The sequence below is a fragment of the Lysobacter sp. CA199 genome, from assembly GCF_052078715.1.
Classification (GTDB): domain Bacteria; phylum Pseudomonadota; class Gammaproteobacteria; order Xanthomonadales; family Xanthomonadaceae; genus Lysobacter.
The window spans coordinates 252576-273639 of sequence record NZ_JBQJIL010000004.1; the positions used below are offsets into that span (position 1 = coordinate 252576).

Below are 21064 nucleotides of genomic sequence, written 5' to 3' on the forward strand. Positions count from 1 at the left end.
TACGGCCGCTGACGGACCGTAGCGTCGGCGCAGGCCGCAGTGCGATATCAGCCGCAACGCAGGCCGGTGATCGCGCCGCGCTCGTTGACATCGATGTTCAGACGATCGGGGCGGAAATCCATGGTTGCGGCCATGCCGGGCTTGAGCACGCGCACATCGCGGCTGCCGGTTTCGGTGCGGGCGCGTTCGACCGTCGCTTCGTCGGGTGCGCGGCCGATCGCCCAACGCGCGGCTTCGGCGTTGCAGGCGGCCGGGCTGATGTTGGTCGGCGGAATCGGCGTGGCGCAGGCGGCCAGGGCCAGGCACAGCGCGGCGACGGGCAGGGCGGTGCGGAGGAAGGAATTCGAAAACATGGCGATGCTCCTGGCGAGGCTCGTCGGGAATCGGTGCCGCGAGCCTGCGGCCGGCGGCGTGTTCGGCGCATGAAGGCCGGGCGCCGAGTGTAGCGATGTCGCGCGGCAGTGGACGCGTCTCGATCAGGCGGCATTCACGCTGTCCAGGCAGGCCACGTATTGCACTGTAGGAGCGGCGCGAGCCGCGACTGCGGGGCCGCAGCCGTGGCTTGAATCGGAGCAGCCATCGAAGGCGAGAACGGCGTGAAACACGATGCAGGAAAGTGGGTTCCGAGGTGGGCGCGAGGTCGCGGTCGCGGCTTGCGCCGCTCCTACAGGGAGGCCAGGTGCGGTCGTGGTGGGTGTGCATCAAACGCAAGCCCCGTACTGCACTGTAGGAGCGGCGCAAGCCGCGACCAACCGAAGAAGCCGAATACCACGCAGCCCGCCGAAGCGATAACCCAACGGCTTTTCATGCCGAGCGCTCCCAATGGCCGAGCTTCGGAGACAACGCTGCCGTACGTCGCTTCGGTTGGTCGCGGCTTGCGCCGCTCCTACAGAGGGGGCAGCTCGCGTTCGTGGTGGGTGCGGATCAGTTTGAGCATCAGTTGGGCGAGGGTCGCCACGTCCTGGTGGTTGTGCGCGACGACTCGCTGCAGCAGCGATGAGGACCCGCCGCGCAGGTAGTGCAGCCACGCGGCCGGCGCCTGCGAACCGGGCAGATCGTCTTCGCGCACGATCCGCAACAGTTCGCGCTCCATGGTCGCCAGGCGGCAGTTCTCCCACACGCCGCGGTACATGCGCCGCGCGGGGAACAACAGGTCGACGTGATCCAGCCCGCTGAGCGGATTGGCGACGCGCGCCAGCCGATAGCGCGTGTTCAACAGCGGCGTGTCGTAGCAGCGGCCGTTGTAGCTGGACAACACCGTGTCGGGCGCGATCCATTGCGCGAATGCGCGCAGCATCGCCGGTTCGGCCGACAGCGTGGAGATCATCAGCTGGCGGATGCGCAGTCCCTCGCCCTCGCGCGGGCAACGGTGCCAGTCGGCCGCGCCGATCATGAAGGCGCGGGTGCCGGTGCCGCCGGCCAGGCCGGTGGTTTCGGTGTCGAAGAACAGCAGCCGGCGTGGGTCGAGCGCGTCGTCGGGGCGTTTGGCGAAGGCCAGCGACAGCGCACCCGTAGGTGCGGACAGGGGCAGATGCGCTTGGATCAGATGCAGGCCCGGGGCGATCTCCTCGCCGGGCAGGTTGCGATCGGCGGACGTAGATAACGCGGACAGTCGCGGTGGGGCATGGGCCGACGAGATGTGGGGCGCGGCGGGTTTGCGTTCGCGCTGGGCGATCAAGCGCCGCAAGGCGTCGAGATCGGTGCGCGAAGATCGAATCTCCCCCAAGCCCTCTTTTCCAAAGACGGGAGTGCTGGCGTCGAGGGCGGATGGGACGTTCGGCTCTGGAGTATCGGCGTGGCAATCCGCGAGCGACACCTCCGCTTGTGTCCCCTCTTTGGAAAACAGGGGCCGGGGGAGATTCGCTTTTGCGTCAGGCTCAACCCGCCCGGCCTGCCGTTGCAAGGCGCGCAGCTTGGCGATATCCAGACTCATGCGGCCTCGCCGTCGCCGAGCAGACGCAGCACCTGCAGCGCGAGCGATTTGGGCGTGACGCCCGGGCCGGTCTCGTCGCTGGCCAGCACCGGGCCGACGCAGGCCGGGCAACCGGCGCGGCAGTCGCAACGTGCGATCAGCTCGGTCGCGCGCGCGACCAATTCGGCCTGGCGCATCCACAACGGCTCGCTGAGGCCCACGCCGCCGGGAAAATTGTCGTAGAGGTAGACGGTCGGCACGAACTGCTGCACTTCCAGCATCGCCATCGAGCCGCCCTGCAACGGTTCCTGGCCGCCGCCGCGCAGTTGCCCGCGGCCGTCGGCATCCTGGGTGGCGAACCACGCGCCATCGCCGTTGCCGACCGATTTCTGCAGATCGCGCGCGTCGGCCATCACCGCCACCGTGGCGACGATGTGCAGCGCATGCGCGGCGCCGAGAAACCCGTCGAGCGCGTCTTGCTTGGAGGCGAAACGCGACAGCAGCACGCCCTGCGGCAACTGCCACCACACCGCGGTGGTGTGCAGTTCCTGGTCGGGCAGATTGACCGGCCCGTAGCCGATGCTCTCGTGCGTGTAGTAGCGGATCTTCTTGTAGCCGGCCACGCGCCGGACCACGTGCACCTCGCCGTGATGGCTGTCGCCGCGGCCGGCCTCGCCTCCATCGAAGCGTTCGAGCACCTTGAGCTTGGTGTAGTCGATCGAGTCGGTGTAGTAGTCGACGTGGGTGCGGGTGACATAGGCCTTGCGGCCGTCCCAATCCAGGCGTTCGACCTGATACGGCACCGACTGGATCATGTGGATCGCGCCTTCGTACAAGGTCAGCGCCGCGGCGGAGTAATCGACCTCGGCGATGATGGTCTGGCGTCCGTCGCTGCGATCGACCACGACGAAGTTGCCGTCGGCGACCGAGCGCAGGCTGACCGCATTGGCCGGGTAGCTGTCGGCGATCCATTCCCAGCGTTCGCCTTCGCGATGGACCACGCCGGTTTCGGCCAGCGCCTGCAGAAACACCTCCGGATCGATCGGGCCGAAACCTTCGCCGTGCTGGAACGGCAGTTCGAAGGCGGCGCAGCGGATGTGATCGAACAGGATCAACGGCTGGTCGGGGGCGATGCGCGCGTGCTCGGGCGAGGCGTCGGCGAAGAAATCCGGATGCCGCACCACGTACTGATCCAGCGGCTGCGAGCTGGCGACCATGACGCCCAGCGAAGGCTGTTGCCGGCGGCCGGCGCGGCCGAAACGCTGCCAGGTCGCCGCGACCGAGCCCGGATACCCGTTGAGCACGACCACGTCCAGCGCGCCGATGTCCACGCCCAGTTCCAGCGCCGAGGTCGACACGATTCCGTCGATGCGCCCGTCGCGCATCGCCCGTTCGGCCTCGCGCCGCTCGCTGGGCAGGTAGCCGCCGCGGTAAGCGCGGATGCGCGCGGGCTTGCGCGGATCGTGATCGAACACGTCTTTCAGATACTTGGTCAGCACCTCGACCATCAGCCGGGTCTGGGCGAACACCAGCGTCTTCAAGCCGGCCTTGATCGCGATGCGGGCGATGCGGTTGCTTTGCGAACGCGCCGAGGCGCGCAGACCCAGGTCGGCGTTGACCACCGGCGGATTCCACAGCAGCACGTGTTTGTCGCCGGTCGGCGCGCCGGAATCCAGGATCGCCCGCACCGGTCGTTCGATCAGCGCCTCGGCATGGGCCTGCGGATTGCCGATGGTCGCCGAGCACAGGATGAATTGCGGTTGCACGCCGTAGAACGCGCAGATCCGGCGCAAGCGCCGCAGCACGCCGGCGACGTGGCTGCCGAACACGCCGCGGTAGGTGTGGATCTCGTCGATGACGATGTAGCGCAGGTTCTCGAAGAACTGCGCCCACTTGGTGTGATGCGGCAGGATCGCCTGATGCAGCATGTCCGGATTGGACACGACGATGTCGCCGTGCAGGCGGATCGCCTGGCGCGCATCGCCCGGCGTATCGCCGTCGAAGGTGAAGGCCTTCACGCCCAACTCGCCGGCGCGGTTGAGCTCCAGCAGTTCGGCGACCTGATCCTGGGCCAGCGCCTTGGTCGGAAACAGGTACAGCGCCTTGGCGCCGCGGGTCATCGCAGCGGCGACCACCGGCAGGGTGTAGCACAGCGATTTGCCCGAAGCGGTCGGGGTGACCACGGCGACGTGCTCGCCGGCCTGGGTCGCCTCCCACGCTTGCGCCTGATGGCTGTAGAGCCGCTCGATCCCGCGCGCGCGCAACGCCGCCTTGAGCGATTCGGGCAGATCCTCGGGCAGCGGCGCGTAGCGGCCTTGGCGGCCCGGGATCGTGAAGCGGCCGGTGATGCGGTCGCGATAACGCCGTTGCAGCCGGTCGGCCAGCGCGCCGCCGTGTCGGGCGTCGACAGGTTCTTCGCTTTCGCTGCGCGCCAACGCGCGGGCGCTGGCGGCCGAGGGCGCGAGATCGCGCGAGGACGGGTCGATCAGAGCGGACATGATGCGGCGTCGAGGACGGAGCGTCTCGTTGTACGCGACGCTGGTCTCAGCGTGTGAGACGGCGGAATGGCGGATGCGGTTGCCAGGCGGGGTCGCCGATGAAATGCTGGGGCGAAGGAGATCGGCCATGAACGCAGCGCCAGCCCGACATCGGGTGAAGTACACGCAGGCCATGGCGAAGGACGCCGTGCGCGTCTTCGTCTGGCGGCGGGTGGTCGTCGCCGAGAAAGGCTTGTGGACCGTCGCCGCGCTGCTGTTGGCGCTGGTGCTGTTCCATGTGGCGCGTGGCGACCGGGACTGGTGGGTCGGCGCGCTCGGCGTAGTCGTGCTATTGCCGCCGCTGCTGCTGATCGGCGTGTGGCGCGCGCATTACCGCAATACGGTCGGCCGGTTCCGCGCGATGCCGGTGCCCGAGGCGGTGTTCGTGTTCGAACAAGACGCCCTGGCGATCGAGTCCGGAGTCGGCTCGATGCGGATCCCGTGGTCCAGCCTGAGCGAGGTCTGGGAGCGTCCGGACTACTGGATGTTGTTTACCGGGACGGCGCAATTCTTCACCCTGCCGATTGCGGACCTGTCCGAGGACGATCTGGCTTGGCTGCGCGATCGATTGCAGGCGGGGCGGAGCGTCCAAGCGGTGCCGGACTGATCGAAGTCGCCGCTTGCTTTGGCCCTGTCTGCTTTTGCTCGTCATCCCCGCGAAGGCGGGGATCCAGAGACTTCAAGCGTTCTTGCACGAAAGGCCTTGGATCCCCGCCTTCGCGGGGATGACGCCCGGGGGGCGTGCGGTACTCCACGGCAGGGGATACGAAAAGAGACGCCCGACAAACCGCACCACCCCGGAGTTCAGGTCGCACGCCGCCGCAGCGAGTATCCTTGCGCGCCGCGAACCAGACCCAGCGTCATGAAGATCGGTATCGATTTCGGCACCAGCTATTCCGCCGCCGCCGCGGTCGTCGACGGTCGGGTGCGCACCGTGCGCTTCGGCGAGGAACAGCAATTCCGCACCACGGTGTATTTTCCCGAGGCGGTGCCCGACCCGAATCAGTTCGAATTGACCGATGCGCTGGAAGCGCAGGTCGACGCGATCGTGCGCAGCGCCCGCGCGCAGCAGTCCCGCGCCGCGAGCGATGCCCTGACCGCTCGCCGCGAGCAGGCCGCACGGTTGCCCGCAGATCAGCACGGCCAACGCGACGCCGCGCTGGCGTCGATCGCCGTGCCGGCCCAGCGCAGCGAGACCGAACTGCGTCGCGAATCGGTCCGCGCGGTGCGCCGGCAATGGTTGGAAGAACAAGTGCGCGAGGCGCGCGCTTCGGCCGCCACGCTGCAGAACGCGGTGTACGGCGAAGACGCGGTCGAGGCTTACCTGAGCGAAGGCTTCGGCAATCTGGTCCAGTCGCCCAAGTCGATGCTGGGCTATCAGCTCGCCCCGCACGTGCGCCGGACCATCGTCGGCATCGCCGGCTACATCCTCGAACACATCCGCCTGAGCGCCAGCCAGCAGCTCGGCGCCAACGTGCGCGAGGCGGTGCTGGGCCGGCCGGTGCAGTTCCGCAGTTCGATGGGCGCGGCCGGCGGCGATCAGGCGCTGGAAATCCTGCGCGAGGCCGCGACTGGCGCGGGTTTCGACGAGGTCGAGTTCCTGGAGGAACCGGTCGCCGCGGCCTTGGCTTATCACGCGCAGAGCGATCACCGACATCGCACCTTGGTGGTCGACATCGGCGGCGGCACCACCGACATCACCCTGGCCGAGGTCGGCGGCGCCGCGCCGCCGCAGGTGCTGGCGTCGTGGGGCATCGCACGCGGCGGCGTCGACGTGGACCTGTCGCTGAGCCTGTCGCGTTTCATGCCGCTGTTCGGCAAGGGCGCGACCCGGGTGCCGGCGCATCATTACGTCGAGGCGGCGACCGTGCACGACGTGGTGCGCCAGCGCGATTTCCAGCGTCGCGACGCCTATCGCGAGGTCGACGACCCGTATGGCCCGCGCCTGATCGCGCTGCAACAACCCGGCAACACCACGCGCCTGAGTCGTGCGGTGGAAGCGGCCAAGGTCGAACTGAGCACGCACGACCGACACCGCGCCGCGCTTGACTACATCGAACCGGCGTTGGACATGGCCACCGGCGCGGCCGACCTGGATCGGGCCGCCGAACCGTTTCTGGGTTTTCTCAGCGAGCTGTTGCGCGAAGTCGCCGCCGACATCGACGCGCGCCTGGGCGACGCGCCCTCGGCGGTGTTCCTGACCGGCGGCATGTCGCGCGCGCCGTACGTGCGCGAAGCGGTGCGGCGTTGTTTTCCGCAGGCGCGGCTGGTCGCCGGCGATCCGTCGTTGGGCGTGGTGTCGGGGCTGGCGTTCGCGGCGGTGCGGGCGGGCTGACCACACGGCCAGACCGGACCTCGCCGGATCGGCGCGGTTGCGGTCGCGGCGGTGTTGGCACGACGATGCCGTGGTCCGCGATCGATCGCGATGGAGCCACGCCATGTCCGAACGCCCGTATTCGCCGTCGTGCGAGCGCAACCGCGAGCCGATTCTGGTGGTGCTGCATCGGCATTTCGCCGATCGTCGCAACGTGCTCGAGGTCGGCAGCGGCACCGGTCAACATGCCGTGCATTTCGCCGCGGCGATGCCCTGGCTGCGCTGGCAATGCGCCGATCGCGCGGAGTATCTGCCGGGCATCCGTGCATGGCTGGAGGATGCGCGATTGCCGAACACGCCGGCGCCGATCGAACTGGAGGCGGTGGCCGCGCCGGTGCCGGGATTCTCGCCGTGGCCGATTCGGGTCGACGTTGCAAGCGCGGCCGCGATCGAGGCGACCGGCTCGATCGCGCCGGCGACGGGCGCCTCGGCCTTCGATGCCGCCTTCAGCGCCAACACCTTGCACATCATGGGCTGGCCGCAGGTGCGGGGCTTCTTCGCCGGTCTGGATATGGCGCTCGCGCCGCAGGCGACGGTGGCGGTGTACGGGCCGTTCAATTACGGCGGACAGTTCAGCAGCGACAGCAACCGCGAGTTCGACGGCTGGTTGAAGGCGCGCGATCCGGTCTCGGGCGTGCGCGACTTCGAAGCGGTGGATGCTTTGGCGGCGGGCATCGGCTTGCGATTGATCGAGGATGTGGCGATGCCGGCGAACAATCGTTGTCTGATCTGGCGTAGATAGGCGATGCGATGGGCCCGCGCGGAGCGGCGAGGTCTTTTGTCGGAGGGGCTTCAGTCCCGGCGCTTTTCGATCCGATTGCCAGGCACTGTCCACAACTGATCGAAAAGCGTCGGGGCTGAAGCCCCTCCCACAAAAAATTTCAGGCATCTGAAGCATTTGGAGGGATGTCTTCCAACTGCGACCGGCGAGTTCAGTCGGCCGCCACCGTGGTCAACAACGGCGAATCGAACATCGCCGCCGGTGAGATCACCGGCTCGGCCAGCGGTACGCGCACGCCGTAGCGTTCGCGCAGCTTGGCCTTCACCGCCGGGTCGTTGAGCTTGAACTCGCGCAGTCGCTGCAGGCGGCCGATCTCCACCCCCAACGCGCGGTCGTACATCTTCCAGACCAGCTCCGAGCAATACATCTTCCGGTCCGACCATTCGAAGCTCATATCGTAGGCGAGTCCGCTGAACGCGCCGGCCTGTTTGCGCAACTCGCGCTGTTGTTGCGCGGTCAACGGCGTGCGCAAGCGCTTGAGTACGTAATGCCCGCCTTCGCCGCGGGCGATCCAGCGCGCCAGCGGCGTGTACACGGTCGGGCCGATGGCTTCGTACACATACGGTTTGCCGCCCTGGTGCAGGATCACGCCCATATGGCTGTAGCGCGAACCGGTGGCGCGCTGGATCGCCAGGCTTTGCGCCGAGCGCGAGGCGTGGAAGATCAGATCGCCGTCGCGCGCCTGCGGTGGTTGCGCGCCGATGCAGCCGATGCACGGCAGGTACAGCGCGAGCGCGGCGGCGAGGCGGGCATGCATTCAGGCGTCGGTACTTTCGGCGGTCGCGGCCGGATCGCGTGCCGTCGCGGCGTCGACGGCGGTGGAGAACAGACGCAGATCCTCCTCGCCGAGCCGCACCATGCGTTCGAAGCTCAGGCCGAGCCGTTCGAGCACCTTCATCGAGGGCTGATTGTCGGGGTCGGTGATCGCCAGCACTCGCGGCAGCGCCAAGGTCTCGCGCCCGTAACGCAACGCGGCGGTGCCGGCTTCGACCGCATAGCCGCGCGACCAGTAGCGCGGCAGAAAGGCGTAGCCCAGGTCCGGATCGGGCAGGGTGTCGCGCTTGAGCAGACCGCACAGGCCGATCGCCTCGCCGCTCTCGCGCAGGTCCACGCGCCACAGGCCGTAGCCGTTGCGCGCGTAGCTGAGCACCGGGCCGTCGAGGATGTAGCGCACCGCGCCGTCGAGATCGCGCACGCCGCGGTCGCCGATGTTGTCGATGAACGACGGCTCGTTGAGCAGTTCGAGAATGAAGCCGGCGTCCTCGGGCGTGAGTTCGCACAGCAGCAGGCGTTCGGTCTGGATCGTGGGCATGGGACGGATCGGTCGGCGGGCGGTACGGTCAACGATACGACAGCGTGGGCGGACAATGGCCGGTCCGGGTGAGGCGAGGATGAAGCGGCCGCGCGCGGCTACACTGGCCCGCCCGAACGCGCGCCGCCGCCATGCTCGATCCGTCCCGCCTGCCCGAGATCCACCCCATCGCCGAAGACAAGCGCCGCGCCGTGCTCGACGCATTGGCGGCGATCGAGCGCGAGCACGCGGTGCGCATCGTGTATGCCTGCGAATCGGGCAGTCGCGGCTGGGGCTTTTCCTCGCCCGACAGCGATTACGACGCGCGCTTCGTCTACGTGCACGAGCGGCCGTGGTACCTCACCGTCAACGAACGCACCGGACCGGGCGAGCCGCAGCGCGATGTGATCGAACTGCCGATCGAGAGCGATCTGGACGTGAGTGGATGGGATCTGCGCAAGGCATTGCGATTGGTGTCGAAGTCCAATCCGACCCTGCTGGAGTGGCTGCGTTCGCCGATCGTCTACCGGCAGGACGATGCGCTCAGCGCCGGCCTGCGCCAGTTGACCGAAGAGTTCTACTCGCCGATCGCAGCCTGGCACCACTACTTCAGCCTGGCCCGCGGCACCTTGCGCAGCCATCTGGGCGGCGAGCAGATCCGCACCAAGAAGTACCTGTACGTCCTGCGCCCGGTGCTGGCCTGCCAGTGGATCGAATGCGAAAGCGGCGCGCCGCCGATGGCCTTCGAGGACTTGCTCGAACGGCTGTTGCCGGACGGGCCGGTGCGCGAGGCGGTGGATGCGCTGCTGGTACGCAAGCGGCAAAGCGCAGAAGTGGCGGCGGGGCCGCGGATCGCGGCGATCAGCGATTATCTCGAGGCGCAGATCGAGCGGATGCAGGCGCGGCAACCGGCGCTGCCGCCGGGGACGGGCAGTGCAGATCGGCTGGATACGTTTTTCCGCATGGCGTTGGATCGAGGCGCCTGACTCGGGCCACTGCGTCGCCGCGAAGTCTTTTGTGGGAGGGGCTTCAGCCCCGACGCTCTTCGATCAGTATGCTGCGGGACCTGTCACTGCTCTTGAGGCAAAAGCGTCGGGGCTGAAGCCCCTCCCACAAAAGACTTCGCGGCTTCGATACGAACGCTCGTGCCCCGCTCGAAAGTCGCGGGAATCTCGTGACTTCAATCGCGCCCGTCGGCTCGGGTGGCTTGCGCGCCCTGCTTTAACTGGACAACGGCAACGGCTGCTGCAACGGCTCGATCGTGCCCTCTCCGCGCATCACCTTCTTGTACTCGGCGCGCGAGACCGAGATGTAGCGCTCGTTGCCGCCAATCTCGACCTGCGGGCCGTCCTGCACCGCGCGTCCGGCTTCGTCGACGCGCACGTTCATGGTGGCCTTCTTGCCGGAGTGGCAGATGGTCTTGATCTCGGTGAGTTCATCGGCCCAGGCCAGCAGGTACTGGCTGCCTTCGAACAACTCGCCGCGAAAATCGGTGCGCAGGCCGTAGCACAGCACCGGGATGCGCAATTCGTCGACGATCTCGCTGAGCTGCCAGACCTGGGCGCGGCTCATGAACTGGGCCTCGTCGACCAGCACGCAGTGCAGCGCGCCGCGCGCGGCGATGTCGGCGTGGATCAGCGCCTCCAGGTCGGTGTCGCGGTCGAAGGCGACGGCGTCTGCGCGCAGGCCGATGCGCGAGGCCACCGTGCCGCTGCCGGCGCGGTGATCCAGGCGCGGGGTCAGGATCGCCACGCGCATGCCGCGCTCTTGGTAGTTGTGCGCCGACTGCAGCAGCGTCGTGGTCTTGCCGGCGTTCATCGCCGAATAATAGAAATAGAGCTTGGCCATGCCCGCAGTTTAGGCCGCGCGGGCGCGGCGCTACAGACTTGACGCTGCGCCGTCGCCGGGTTTGCGGCCGGCCGCGCGCGTCAGGGCTTGGGCTCGGGCGACTGGGCTGGTTCGGGCGCCGCTGCCGGGGCCGCGCCGGGTTCGCCCTGGCCCAAGGCCTGGATACCGCCCACGTTGACCGTACCGCCGAAATGCTGCCGCCAGGTACGGTCCTGGGCAGCCCAGTACAGCTGGGGATCCCAGTGGGTCCGGGCGTAGAACACGCCGACCTTGTTCGACTCCTGGTACACGCCGTCCCTGCCTTGGCTCACCGCGATGCCCACGTCCATGCCGAGATGGCTGCCGGTGATCTGATTGCGCAGTCGGGTCAGCCGTTGCGCGTAGCGCGGCTTCGCTGCGGCGTCGCCGTAGGTCCGATACAGCGCCGGGCCTTGTTGCAGCGCGCGTTCGCGCTCGGCTGGCGTCATCGCCGCCCAGTAGCGCTCGCGCAGTCCGACCAGATCGCGATAGCCGCGCTCGGCGGCCAGATCCATCCAGACGTAAGCCAAGGCGCGATCGGCGGGCGCGCCTTCGCCCTTCCAGTACATCTGCGCGACCAGGCTTTGCGAGGGCTTGTCGCCGAAATAGCCAGCCCGGCGGAAACGCTGCAGCGCGGTGGCCAGGCGTCCGCGTTTGTAGGCCTGCTGGCCCGACTGGCGATACTCCACATCCGGATGCAGTTCCATGTAGCCGATTTCGGCCATGTACGGATCTTCGGCCGGATCGGTGGGGGCGGCCGCGACGGCGTGGCCGGGCAGGACGGTGCACGCCGCCGCCAAGGCCAAGGTCTGGCACAGCGATGGCAAGGGTCGATACGGCGCCTTCATGGCGGGTCTGCTCCGGAGGGACGCGCCGATAAGGCGCTGTCGGAAAGGGTTTGGTGGTGGCCGTTTCAGGGACGGCCGGACGCGGGCAGGGTTTGGCTGGGCCCGACCTCGACGTTGCCGCCGCTCTGCCAGACCACGTCCTCCACCGCCCAATAGCGTTTGCTGTCCAGGCGCCAATCGGCGTACATCGGGCTCAGGTCGATGGCGTTCGAACCGCCCCATTCGCCGTCGCGCGAGGCGTACACGTCCAGCTTGCCGGTGCTCAGGCCGGTGCGGGTGCCGGTGATCCGCGAGCGCGCGCGAGCCACGGCGCGCTCGAAGCGCGGCTTGGCCGCGGCGTCGGCGTACTGGTCGAACAGCGCGACGCCCTCGCGCAGCGCGCGCTCGCGTTCGGCCGGTTCGAGTTCCTGCCACATCTTTTCGCGGATCAGTACGAATTGCGGATACAGGCGTTCGGCCGCCAGATCGGCCCAGGCGTAGGCCAATGCGCGGTCGCGTGGCAGGCCCAAGCCGTGCCAATAGATCAGGCTCAGCCGGTGCTGCGAATACTTGTCGGCATAGCGCGCGGCATGGCGGAAATGCGCCGCGGCATCGCTCCACCGGCCCTGGCCGGCGGCCGCGGAGCCGTACAGGCGGTAGAGCTCGTTGGGGTAGTGGGCGGCCAGGCGCTGGCGCGTATCGAAATCGGTCAACGCCATGCGGTCGGTTTCCGCGCTGGCCGCGCGTTCCGGGCTCGGCGCGGCGGCCGGCTCGGCCGCGGTTCGGGCGCCCGCGTAGGCCGGCGTCGCCGGCAAGACCAGTGCGGCGCAAACGATCCAGCCCGCAAAACCACGTGCCATCGTGACCTCCGACCGTCCGGAGCCATCCGGGCTCCGTGGGTGTCTAGCCTAACGCCGGCGCGGCCGGTCCGGGCGGTTAGACTGTGCGGCCGATCCGGCCCCGCCGACGACTCAGTTTTCCATGCACGGCCTCAATCCCCCCCAACGCGCCGCCGTCCTGCACACCGAGGGCCCCTTGCTCGTGCTCGCCGGCGCGGGCAGCGGCAAGACCCGCGTGATCGTGGAGAAGATCGCTCATCTGATCGGCTCCGGCCGGATGCCGGCCAAGCGCATCGCCGCGATCACCTTCACCAACAAATCGGCCAAGGAAATGCGCGAGCGCGTGGCCAGGCGGATCAAGGGCGACGCCGCCGACGGGCTGACCATCTGCACCTTCCACGCGCTGGGCCTGAAGTTCCTGCAGTTTGAACACGCCAAGCTCGGCCTGCGCCGCGGCTTCAGCGTGTTCGACAGCGACGACAGCAACGCCCAGATCAAGGATCTGCTGCCGGCGGGCACCAAGCCCGACGTGCTCGACGACATGCGCAATCTGATCTCGCGCGCCAAGAACGCCGGCCTGTCGCCGCAGCAGGCGCTCGCGCAGTCGCGCAGCCCGCGCGAGATCGAGGCGGCGACCGTGTACGAGATGTACCAGGCGCGCCTGACCACCTTCAATGCGGTGGACTTCGACGATCTGATCCGATTGCCGGTGCAATTGCTGGAAGCCGACAGCGAAGTGCAGTTGGCCTGGCGCGAGCGCATCGGTTATCTGCTGGTCGACGAGTGCCAGGACACCAACGACGCCCAGTACCGCCTGCTCAAGGCCATCGCCGGCCCGCGCGGCCTGTTCACCTGCGTGGGCGACGACGATCAGTCGATCTACGCCTGGCGCGGCGCCAATCCGGACAATCTGCTGGAACTGGGCAAGGACTATCCGAGCCTGGAAATCATCAAGCTCGAACAGAACTACCGCTGCAGCAACCGAGTGCTGCGCGCGGCCAACGCGCTGATCGCCAACAATCCGCACGAGCACCCCAAGACCCTGTGGAGCGACCAGGCCGACGGCGAGCGCATCCGGGTGTGGGAATGCCGCGACAGCGCGCACGAGGCCGAGAAGGTCGCCAGCGAGATCCAGTTCCTGGCGCAGAAGAACAACGCGCCGTGGATGGACTTCTGCATCCTGTTCCGCGGCAACCATCAAAGCCGCGCGCTGGAAAAAGCGCTGCAGCTGTTGCGCGTGCCGTATCACGTCAGCGGCGGTACCGCGTTCCTGGAACGCGGCGAGGTCAAGGATGCGCTGTCGTGGCTGCGCCTGATCGCCAATCCCGACGACGACGCGGCGTTTCTGCGCGCGGTGACCTCGCCCAAGCGCGAGGTCGGCGCGACCAGTCTGGCCAAGCTGGCCGAGATGGCGCAGAACGCGCATATCCCGATGTCGCGCATGGCCGAATCGATCCACGCGATCAAGCAGCTCACGCCGCGCGCCGGCAACGCGCTCGACGGGTTCGTGCAGATCGTGCGGTTCCTGCGCGAGGAAGCGCAGCGCATCTCGCCCGGCGAACTGGTCGGGGTGCTGGCCGAGCGCAGCGGCCTGCTCGCTTCGATCCGAGCCCAGTGCAAGGACGAGGCCGGTTTCCAGCGGCGCAAGGAAAATCTGGCCGAACTGTCGGGCTGGTTCGACGGCGGCAAGGGTTCGGGTCCGGGCGAACTGGCCGCGCAGCTGGCCTTGCTTTCGCATGCCGACAAGGGCGAGGCCGGCAACCAAGTGCGCTTGATGAGCCTGCACGCGGCCAAGGGTCTGGAATACCGCTATGTGTTCATCGTCGGCGTGGAAGACGGCAACCTGCCGCACGACGCCAGTCTCGATGAAGGTCGCCTCGACGAAGAACGCCGTCTGATGTACGTGGGCATCACCCGCGCCAAGGAAGCGCTGTACCTGTCGCATGCGCGCGAAACCCAGCGCTGGGGCGAGCGCATCCGGCTCAAGCCCAGCCGCTTCATCGATGAACTGCCCGCCGACGAGATTCAGCGCGACGGCGCCGACCCGGTGGCGGATGCGGCGCGCAAGCACGAGCGCGCTACGGCGGGGTTCGCGGCGATCAAGGCGTTGTTGGAAGGCTAGTTGGAATATTCCGCCGTGGCTGCGATTACCTTGAGGTTGCTATTTCGATAATTCATCGATAGCTTTCCGGTTTGACCGGCCGCAGTCGCTGGTCTGGGGCGTTAAGGGATCAATAGTCAGCCGATATCGCGCAGTACGGGATAAGGCCAGCCAGGAAAGTGCCAATGAGTTTTTTCTTGAAGAGTCATGGTGTTTGCCCTACGTGTTCGCAGCAAAGTAGCTTTACCGCCACGCATGAATGGTTGCGCGATAGTTTTGTTTGCGATCTTTGCGGTAGCGTTCCGCGCGAACGTGCCTTAATGCACGTAATTGATCGCTTTTTCCCACAATGGCGAGAGTTGCGGATCCATGAAACCTCGCCGGCGATGCGTGGCGCCAGCGTGCGTCTGAGCCAGGAATGCGCCGACTACATTCCCTCGCAATTCTTCCCTGGGGTAGCCCCAGGCGATTTCGTTTCCGGCATGCGTTGCGAGAATTTAGAAGCCTTGTCGTTCGCTGACGAAAGCGTCGATCTGCACATTTCGCAAGACGTGATGGAGCATATTTTCGATCCCGCCCAGGCTTTCGCCGAGGTCGCCCGTACCTTGCGACCTGGCGGCGCGCATATTTTTACCGTGCCTATCGTGCACAAGCATTTTTCCTCGGTGCGGCGCGCGCGCATGAACGTCGACGGAAGCATCACGCACATAAAAGAGGCGCAATATCACGGCAATCCGATCAGTGACGATGGGGTTCTGGTAACGGTCGATTGGGGATACGACATCTGTCGCTACATCCATAGCGCTTGCGGCCTGTATACGCACATGCTGCATATCGACGACCTGGAGCGGGGCATCCGCGCCGACCTCAACGAGGTCCTGGTGACCGTCAAGCCCGTGCCTGAAACCATCAGTTGGGTGTGAGCGTGCGAATCGTAGGCCGCGGTCCGGAATGAGCGGGTGCGACTTGCGCTAATCTTGGTAAGTCATCCACCGACTACGCACCGCCATGGCCCTGCTGATCAACGCTTACTCCACGCTCGCCTCGCCGCCGCCGCCGGAATTTCTCGATGCCGCGCCCTCGCGCCGCGACCGCAGCGATCCGGAACTGGTGCCGCATCTGCAAGGTTTCGTCGGCTACGTGCTGAGCACGGTCAGCGAAGGCATGGATGCGCGCACCTTCGGCGTATTGCGTCATCTGCAGCGCGTGCAGATCCACTACAGTTTCGAAGTGGGCGAGCACGCGTTCGACGCGCTCGCCGCCTGGGGCGAGGCCGCCAACGTGCTGTGCTTTCTGCCCGACGGCAGCGTGCGCGATGCGGCCGGCAACGTGCTGGTCAGCCGCGGCGAGCCGCCGGTGGAGGCCGACGCGACCCTACCGTATCCGCCCGATGCGCGCGATCGCAAACAGCGCAGCGAGGCCGAGCTCAAGCAACTCGGCGCGCAGCCACCGGCGCATCTGCCGCCGGTGCTGGGCGAGGGCGAAGTGCGCCTGCGTTCGCCCGAGGAAACCATGCGCCGCATGCTCGCGCTGTGCGCGGTCGCGGTGCGCGCCGAATCGTTGAGCTCGCAGCGTCTGTCCGAGCCGGAGATCCGGGCCAAGCTCGGTCCCGGCGTGGACGCGCTGACTCCGGCCGAGCGCGGCTTCCTCGACAGCGATGCGCCCGACGAGGAAACCTGGGCCAACCACGGCTGGCGTTACGAAAGCGCGGTGCTGCTGCAATGGGCGCTGGGCCTGACCGATGTCCTGCCGCCGCCGACCGCGATCTGCGATGCCGGCGCCGTCGCCCGCATCGCCATCGACCATGCTGACCCGGCCAGGATCGCGCAGGCGCGCCTGCGGCCGGTGCCCGAACTGCTCGACGCGCTCGATGCGGTCTACCGCCGTCATTGGCTGGTGCGGCAGGCGCGTCTGGACGAGCGCGAGCCGGTGATCGGTCTGCATCCCAGTGTCGTCTACGAACGTCACTACGCCTTGAACTGGCTGCTGCGTTTCGACGAACACGATTGGGACGAGGTCGGGACGCCTACTTGAGTGGAGTGGACGTGTTGGAGCGGCGTCGTCCGGATGCCGTCGCGTCGCGTGGCCGAAGGCGCGCGGTCGCGGCTTGCGCCGCTCTTACGGATAGCGTCCGAGGCATACGCTGCCTCATGAAGGATTGCCGGCCTGGGCCGCTGCTGCCTCGCACAGCCGTGTCCTTCGATCGCTACCTGTAGGAGCGGCGCAAGCCGCGACCGCGATACTGCGCAGACCGACGCCACCGCCCATCCGCCGACGATTTCCGGCACAACACCACACGACGCATTCGCATTGCCCGACACCGCTGCCGCATACTCGCGGCATGAGCCTGAGCATCCGCAACGTCACCGCTGCCGACCATCCGTCGGTGCTCGCCCTCAATCTGGAATCCGAAGCGTTGATGAGCCCGCTGGACGCCATGCGTCTGGCCCGCCTGGATCGCCAATCGGTGTATCACCGCGTCGTCTGCGACGGCCAGGACATCGTCGCCTTCCTGCTCGCGTTCCGCGAAGGCGCCGATTACGACAGCCCGAACTACCTCTGGTTTTGCGAGCGCTACCCAACCTTCCTGTACGTCGATCGGATCGCCGTGGCCGAAAGCCATCGCGGCCGCAAGCTCGGCGGCCTGCTGTACGACGATCTGTTCGCCTTCGCGCGCGACCGCGGCTTCAACCAGATCGCCTGCGAGTTCTACATCGTGCCGTTCAATGAAGCCTCCAGCCGCTTCCACGCGCGTTACGGCTTCGCCGAAGTCGGTACGCAGTGGGCGGTCGACGGCGCCAAGCAGGTCTCGCTGCAGGTCGCGCCGGTGCCCGCCGCCGCGCCGGCATGATGCCGCGGCTGCATCGGGTCGGCCTGCACCTGCGGCCGATCGCGATGGCCGATGCGCCGGCGTGGTTCGCCTATCTGTCGATGCCGGACGCGGTGGAGCACACCAGTTGGGCGCTCGACGGGATCGAAGTCTTGTATCCGCAGATCGCCGAGTCCAATCCGTTCAATCGCGATGCGCCGGCCTTGTTCGCGATCGTCGACGATCTGGACGAACTGATCGGCACGGTCGGCTTCCACACCGTGTGGACGCAGCCGCGCGGCGGCGAGATCGCCTACAACCTGCATCCGGCGTACTGGGGCCGCGGCATCGCCAGCGAAGCCTGCGAGGCGGTCGCGCAATGGGCGTTCGCCGAACGCGACTACGCGTCCATCGATGCCTACGCGCTCGACAGCAACTCGGCGAGCCAGCGCGTCCTGGAGAAGAGCGGTTTCTTGCCGATCGAACTGATGCAGGGTCTGCGCACGGTGCAAGGGCAAGCGCGCGATTTCTGGCGCTATCGACGGACTCGGGATTGAGAATGCGGCCGCGCCGATCTCAGAAGCCGGAGCCGACAGGCCATGCGGGTTCGAGTCCCGCCTCAGGCATCGAATGCGGCAGAGAGGAACACGGCTTGCGCAACGATCGGTGTCGCGCGCGAGGATTGGTTATCGCCGTCACTTGCGCATCACGGCATACGATTCGATGATCGCCGGACCGTTGGCCTACTCCCCCGGAGGTCTTATGCGTTCGCTCGCTTCGATTTCGATGTGGTTGCTGCTCGCCGCGCATACGGCCGCCGCCGGCGAGGCGCACAAGCCCGAATTCCTGCGTTCGCCCGACCCGGCCGCGGCCGCGTTGCCGTTCTCCGAAGCGGTGCGCAGCGGCGATGTGCTGTTCCTGTCCGGCCAGATCGGCACCGTGCCGGGCAAGAACAATGCGCTGGCCGAAGGCGGCATCCAGGGCGAGACCGAGCAAACGCTGAGCAATATCCGCGCCGTGCTCGAACGCCACGGCGCGTCGATGCGCGATGTGGTCAAATGCACGGTGTTCCTGGCCGACATCAAGGATTGGCCGGCGTTCAACGAGGTCTACCGCAAGCACTTCAGCGCGCCGTTCCCGGCGCGCAGCGCGCTGGCGGCATCCGGGCTGGCCTTGGGCGCCAAGGTCGAAGTCGAATGCATCGCGCAGGCGCCGCATAAAGGCAAATAAGCGCCGATCCAACGATGACTCAAGAACGGCTCGCGCCTGTGGCGCTTGGGCCGGGCATCTTTTTTCGATTGCATGACAAGGAAAACGGGCGATGACGCTTACTAATAACGCCAGCGACGAGCGGGTCGAACTTCATAGCCAGGCGTTCGGCGATCCCAGCCATCCGCCGGTGCTTCTGGTGATGGGCATGATGGCGTCGATGCTGTGGTGGCCCCAGGGCTTCTGCGAAGCGCTGGCGCGCAGCGGCCGTTACGTGATCCGATACGACCAGCGCGACACCGGTCTGTCCACGTACTGCCCGCCCGGCGAGCCGAACTACGGCATGGCGGATCTGGCCGACGACGTATTCCTCATCGCCGGCGAGTATCGGCTCGAGGCGGTGCATCTGGTCGGCATGTCGATGGGCGGAATGGTCGTTCAGCGCGCGGCCCTGGCGCATCCCGAGCGCGTTCTCAGCCTGACCTTGGTCGGCACCTCGCCCTTGGGCCTCGACGGCCTCCCGCCGATGGACGCGGCCTACATCGAGCATTGCGAGAGCGGCGAGTCGGTGGATTGGACCGATCCGGCCGCGGCCTTGGACTACGTGAGTCGCGACGCGGCCGCCATCGCCGGAACCCGGCATCCGCACGACGCCGACGCGGCCAGAGCGTTCATCCGCGCCGACATCGCGCGGGCTCGCAACTACGCCAGCGCAACCAATCATTTCGAGCTGGTGGATGGCGATGACACCCAGTTCCGGCACGTGCGCGATTTGAAAATGCCGGTGCTGACGATCCATGGCACCTCAGACCCGATCTTCCCGATCGGGCATGCCGAAGCGCTGACGGCCGCGGTGGACGGCGCGAAGTTGCTGCGCATCGAAGGCGGTGGACACGAACTGCATCCGGCCGACTGGGCGGCGATGATCGAGGCGATCCTCGCGCATACGGCGACTGCCGGTTCGGCTCGATAGTCGAACGCAAGTTCGTTCTTGCTCGTTCAGCGGCGGTGTCCGGGTCTGGTCTCGCCCGTGGCCAGGGCCCGCGGCGAGGGCCGATCCGACTCACGCTTTGAGCGCTTGCAGGCCATCGGCGGGTCCGCGCGCGCAGGCCCGGGGCGCGTGCGGCGTCCCGGACGACCGGAATCGACACGCTTTTGCGCCGGGGCCTACACTCCCGCCTTTCCCACGGACCCCATCGCGCATGCAGATCCGCGCCCTGCCTCTGACCGTCCTCGCCTGCGCGCTCGCGTTGGCCGCGTGCAAGCCCCAGCCGGGCCGGCCCGCCGATGCGACGGCCCCGGCCGACGGCAAGCCCGCGCCCGCCCGGTCCGCCGCCGACGCCCGGCCGGCCACCGCGGTCGCCGCCGACGACAACCTCAATGCGGTGCTGTGGATGCAGCGTTCGGTCGAGTACCGCGCCAGCACCGAAACCATTTACCGCGCCGCCGCCGACAAGCTCGATATCGCGCTCAAGCAGCCCAACTGGGACGCGCTGGTGCCGGAGGAGCGCGGCAATTCGGCCAAGGGCCTCAAGCCGGCGGTGGTGATGGACGTCGATGAGACCGTGCTGGACAACTCGCCGTATCAGGCGCGGCTGGTCCGCGACGGCAAGGAATACGACGAGGTCACCTGGGACGCCTGGGTGGCCGAGAAGAAGGCCAAACCGCTGCCGGGCGTGGTCGATTTCGCCAAGGCCGCTCAGGCCAAGGGCATCACCCTCCTGTATCTGTCCAATCGCGCCGTGCATCTGAAAGAAGCCACCCTGGCCAACCTGCGCAGCGCCGGTTTGCCGGTCGCCGACGACTCGGTGTTTCTCGGCCTGGGCACGGTGGTCGAGGGCTGCGAGCAGAACGGCAGCGAGAAAAACTGCCGCCGCCTGTTGGCCGGCAAGCAGTACCGCGTGCTGATGCAGTTCGGCGATCAACTCGGCGATTTCGTCCAGGTGGTGGCCAACACCCCCGAAGGTCGCGACGCGCTGCTGAGCCAGTACCACGACTGGTTCGGCGAGCGCTGGTGGATGTTGCCCAATCCGAGCTACGGCTCGTGGGAGGCGATGACCTTCAATAACGATTTCAGCCAGCCGCGCGATACGCGCCGCCAGGCCAAGCGCGCGGCGCTGGATGTGGCGCCCTGAGCCGGTCTCAGACTCCGTGGCGGTGTTGCAATTTATAATCAATAAGTTACATCCCAATACTTCAGGTGTTGCATTAACTTGCAAGGGGCGTTAGGCTGCCGCCATCCCGGTGCCAGCCGGGGCCGTGCCACAACTCGTAATCTTCCGGCGCGAGCCGGTTTGAAGGAGGCTTCGGCCTCCTTTTTCTTTGCCCCACGCGCGCTGGCCCGCGCCGTCGGTCGGGTCGTCAGCGGCCGCCAGCGGCGGCGTGCGCCATGCCAAGATAGGCCCGCAGCACCGCGGCGACCCGATGCGCCGCGCACACCGATCCGGGGTAGTTCAGCGGCAGAACACTCGGCTGCTAACCGGGCGGGCGCTGGTTCGAATCCAGCCCCCGGATCCAT

The 21064-nt window shown here is 67.3% G+C and carries 19 protein-coding genes, 1 tRNA gene and 1 pseudogene; 13 read left to right on the plus strand and 8 right to left on the minus strand.

Annotation, left to right across the window (positions count from 1 at the left end):
• Window positions 1-47 precede the first annotated feature (47 nt).
• From ACTOWJ_RS08470 to ACTOWJ_RS08480, 3 genes and pseudogenes are all read right to left on the minus strand, one after another.
• A complete protein-coding gene (locus ACTOWJ_RS08470) occupies window positions 48-353 on the minus strand; it encodes an I78 family peptidase inhibitor (protein ID WP_441334164.1) in 306 nt (101 codons plus the stop codon).
• Between the two features lie 533 nt (window positions 354-886).
• Window positions 887-1705, minus strand: a pseudogene (locus tag ACTOWJ_RS08475) (ribonuclease H-like domain-containing protein); the annotation flags it as partial.
• Between the two features lie 224 nt (window positions 1706-1929).
• Complete coding sequence (locus ACTOWJ_RS08480; RefSeq protein ID WP_441334165.1) at window positions 1930-4410, minus strand: DEAD/DEAH box helicase; 2481 nt, start codon at window positions 4408-4410, stop codon at window positions 1930-1932.
• Window positions 4411-4537: 127 nt separating this feature from the next.
• Between ACTOWJ_RS08480 and ACTOWJ_RS08485 the strand changes: the two genes are divergently transcribed.
• The 3 genes from ACTOWJ_RS08485 to ACTOWJ_RS08495 all read left to right on the plus strand — a co-directional run bounded on the left by ACTOWJ_RS08485 (window position 4538) and on the right by ACTOWJ_RS08495 (window position 7565).
• Entirely contained in the window at window positions 4538-5056 is a 519-nt protein-coding gene (locus tag ACTOWJ_RS08485) for a YcxB family protein (protein WP_441334166.1), read from the plus strand.
• 255 nt (window positions 5057-5311) lie between these two features.
• Window positions 5312-6784 carry an Hsp70 family protein gene (locus ACTOWJ_RS08490; protein WP_441334167.1) on the plus strand — a complete coding sequence of 491 codons (1473 nt, stop codon included), beginning with the start codon at window positions 5312-5314 and terminating at the stop codon, window positions 6782-6784.
• A gap of 103 nt (window positions 6785-6887) precedes the next feature.
• The gene (locus tag ACTOWJ_RS08495) at window positions 6888-7565 is read left to right on the plus strand and encodes a DUF938 domain-containing protein (RefSeq protein ID WP_441334168.1); all 678 of its coding nucleotides are present in this window, start codon (window positions 6888-6890) and stop codon (window positions 7563-7565) included.
• Between the two features lie 190 nt (window positions 7566-7755).
• On the opposite strand, the gene ACTOWJ_RS08500 is transcribed toward ACTOWJ_RS08495, so the two are convergent.
• Both ACTOWJ_RS08500 and ACTOWJ_RS08505 read right to left on the minus strand, forming a co-directional pair.
• Complete coding sequence (locus ACTOWJ_RS08500) at window positions 7756-8361, minus strand: YiiX family permuted papain-like enzyme (protein WP_441334169.1); 606 nt, start codon at window positions 8359-8361, stop codon at window positions 7756-7758.
• A complete protein-coding gene (locus tag ACTOWJ_RS08505) occupies window positions 8362-8916 on the minus strand; it encodes a GNAT family N-acetyltransferase (RefSeq protein WP_441334170.1) in 555 nt (184 codons plus the stop codon). It lies immediately after the preceding gene.
• A 149-nt stretch (window positions 8917-9065) separates the two neighbouring features.
• Between ACTOWJ_RS08505 and ACTOWJ_RS08510 the strand changes: the two genes are divergently transcribed.
• Window positions 9066-9881: a nucleotidyltransferase domain-containing protein gene (locus ACTOWJ_RS08510; protein WP_441334365.1), complete on the plus strand. Its 816-nt coding sequence runs from the start codon at window positions 9066-9068 to the stop codon at window positions 9879-9881.
• A 235-nt stretch (window positions 9882-10116) separates the two neighbouring features.
• Here ACTOWJ_RS08510 and ACTOWJ_RS08515 read toward each other — a convergent pair whose 3' ends face one another.
• The 3 genes from ACTOWJ_RS08515 to ACTOWJ_RS08525 all read right to left on the minus strand — a co-directional run bounded on the left by ACTOWJ_RS08515 (window position 10117) and on the right by ACTOWJ_RS08525 (window position 12448).
• Window positions 10117-10743: a thymidine kinase gene (locus ACTOWJ_RS08515; RefSeq protein WP_441334171.1), complete on the minus strand. Its 627-nt coding sequence runs from the start codon at window positions 10741-10743 to the stop codon at window positions 10117-10119.
• A gap of 80 nt (window positions 10744-10823) precedes the next feature.
• Window positions 10824-11609, minus strand: coding sequence for a hypothetical protein (locus tag ACTOWJ_RS08520; protein WP_441334172.1), 786 nt, complete (start codon window positions 11607-11609; stop codon window positions 10824-10826).
• A 65-nt stretch (window positions 11610-11674) separates the two neighbouring features.
• The gene (locus tag ACTOWJ_RS08525) at window positions 11675-12448 is read right to left on the minus strand and encodes an SEL1-like repeat protein (RefSeq protein ID WP_441334173.1); all 774 of its coding nucleotides are present in this window, start codon (window positions 12446-12448) and stop codon (window positions 11675-11677) included.
• 121 nt (window positions 12449-12569) lie between these two features.
• On the opposite strand from ACTOWJ_RS08525, the gene ACTOWJ_RS08530 reads away from it, so the two are divergent.
• The 9 genes from ACTOWJ_RS08530 (at window position 12570) to ACTOWJ_RS08570 (ending at window position 21063) form a co-directional block, all read left to right on the plus strand.
• On the plus strand, window positions 12570-14549 hold the full coding sequence (locus ACTOWJ_RS08530) for a UvrD-helicase domain-containing protein (protein ID WP_441334174.1): 1980 nt from the start codon (window positions 12570-12572) through the stop codon (window positions 14547-14549).
• A gap of 164 nt (window positions 14550-14713) precedes the next feature.
• Window positions 14714-15451, plus strand: coding sequence for a class I SAM-dependent methyltransferase (locus tag ACTOWJ_RS08535; protein ID WP_441334175.1), 738 nt, complete (start codon window positions 14714-14716; stop codon window positions 15449-15451).
• An 85-nt stretch (window positions 15452-15536) separates the two neighbouring features.
• The gene (locus tag ACTOWJ_RS08540; protein WP_441334176.1) at window positions 15537-16562 is read left to right on the plus strand and encodes a DUF4272 domain-containing protein; all 1026 of its coding nucleotides are present in this window, start codon (window positions 15537-15539) and stop codon (window positions 16560-16562) included.
• Between the two features lie 307 nt (window positions 16563-16869).
• Window positions 16870-17379, plus strand: a complete 510-nt coding sequence (locus ACTOWJ_RS08545) for a GNAT family N-acetyltransferase (RefSeq protein ID WP_441334177.1) — start codon at window positions 16870-16872, stop codon at window positions 17377-17379.
• Window positions 17376-17894, plus strand: a complete 519-nt coding sequence (locus ACTOWJ_RS08550) for a GNAT family N-acetyltransferase (protein ID WP_441334178.1) — start codon at window positions 17376-17378, stop codon at window positions 17892-17894. The genes ACTOWJ_RS08545 and ACTOWJ_RS08550 overlap by 4 nt, the downstream gene beginning before the upstream one ends.
• Before the next feature lie 205 nt (window positions 17895-18099).
• Window positions 18100-18567 (plus strand): RidA family protein, encoded by a 468-nt coding sequence (locus ACTOWJ_RS08555; protein WP_441334179.1) that lies wholly within the window; start codon window positions 18100-18102, stop codon window positions 18565-18567.
• 91 nt (window positions 18568-18658) lie between these two features.
• A complete protein-coding gene (locus ACTOWJ_RS08560) occupies window positions 18659-19519 on the plus strand; it encodes an alpha/beta fold hydrolase (RefSeq protein WP_441334180.1) in 861 nt (286 codons plus the stop codon).
• A gap of 229 nt (window positions 19520-19748) precedes the next feature.
• On the plus strand, window positions 19749-20681 hold the full coding sequence (locus tag ACTOWJ_RS08565; RefSeq protein ID WP_441334181.1) for a 5'-nucleotidase, lipoprotein e(P4) family: 933 nt from the start codon (window positions 19749-19751) through the stop codon (window positions 20679-20681).
• A gap of 307 nt (window positions 20682-20988) precedes the next feature.
• Window positions 20989-21063, plus strand: a tRNA-Ser gene (locus tag ACTOWJ_RS08570).
• Window position 21064 lies beyond the last annotated feature (1 nt).

Bases quoted from the DNA above. Each gene is read 5' to 3' on its own strand.
- ACTOWJ_RS08490 (WP_441334167.1), top strand. From the start codon at position 5,312: ATGAAGATCGGTATCGATTTCGGCACCAGCTATTCCGCCGCCGCCGCG.
- ACTOWJ_RS08480 (WP_441334165.1), bottom strand. From the start codon at position 4,410: ATGTCCGCTCTGATCGACCCGTCCTCGCGCGATCTCGCGCCCTCGGCC.
- ACTOWJ_RS08485 (WP_441334166.1), top strand. From the start codon at position 4,538: ATGAACGCAGCGCCAGCCCGACATCGGGTGAAGTACACGCAGGCCATG.
- ACTOWJ_RS08530 (WP_441334174.1), top strand. From the start codon at position 12,570: ATGCACGGCCTCAATCCCCCCCAACGCGCCGCCGTCCTGCACACCGAG.
- ACTOWJ_RS08520 (WP_441334172.1), bottom strand. From the start codon at position 11,609: ATGAAGGCGCCGTATCGACCCTTGCCATCGCTGTGCCAGACCTTGGCC.
- ACTOWJ_RS08555 (WP_441334179.1), top strand. From the start codon at position 18,100: ATGCGTTCGCTCGCTTCGATTTCGATGTGGTTGCTGCTCGCCGCGCAT.
- ACTOWJ_RS08525 (WP_441334173.1), bottom strand. From the start codon at position 12,448: ATGGCACGTGGTTTTGCGGGCTGGATCGTTTGCGCCGCACTGGTCTTG.
- ACTOWJ_RS08565 (WP_441334181.1), top strand. From the start codon at position 19,749: ATGCAGATCCGCGCCCTGCCTCTGACCGTCCTCGCCTGCGCGCTCGCG.
- ACTOWJ_RS08515 (WP_441334171.1), bottom strand. From the start codon at position 10,743: ATGGCCAAGCTCTATTTCTATTATTCGGCGATGAACGCCGGCAAGACC.
- ACTOWJ_RS08560 (WP_441334180.1), top strand. From the start codon at position 18,659: ATGACGCTTACTAATAACGCCAGCGACGAGCGGGTCGAACTTCATAGC.
- ACTOWJ_RS08505 (WP_441334170.1), bottom strand. From the start codon at position 8,916: ATGCCCACGATCCAGACCGAACGCCTGCTGCTGTGCGAACTCACGCCC.
- ACTOWJ_RS08545 (WP_441334177.1), top strand. From the start codon at position 16,870: ATGAGCCTGAGCATCCGCAACGTCACCGCTGCCGACCATCCGTCGGTG.
- ACTOWJ_RS08470 (WP_441334164.1), bottom strand. From the start codon at position 353: ATGTTTTCGAATTCCTTCCTCCGCACCGCCCTGCCCGTCGCCGCGCTG.
- ACTOWJ_RS08540 (WP_441334176.1), top strand. From the start codon at position 15,537: ATGGCCCTGCTGATCAACGCTTACTCCACGCTCGCCTCGCCGCCGCCG.
- ACTOWJ_RS08495 (WP_441334168.1), top strand. From the start codon at position 6,888: ATGTCCGAACGCCCGTATTCGCCGTCGTGCGAGCGCAACCGCGAGCCG.
- ACTOWJ_RS08535 (WP_441334175.1), top strand. From the start codon at position 14,714: ATGAGTTTTTTCTTGAAGAGTCATGGTGTTTGCCCTACGTGTTCGCAG.
- ACTOWJ_RS08550 (WP_441334178.1), top strand. From the start codon at position 17,376: ATGATGCCGCGGCTGCATCGGGTCGGCCTGCACCTGCGGCCGATCGCG.
- ACTOWJ_RS08500 (WP_441334169.1), bottom strand. From the start codon at position 8,361: ATGCATGCCCGCCTCGCCGCCGCGCTCGCGCTGTACCTGCCGTGCATC.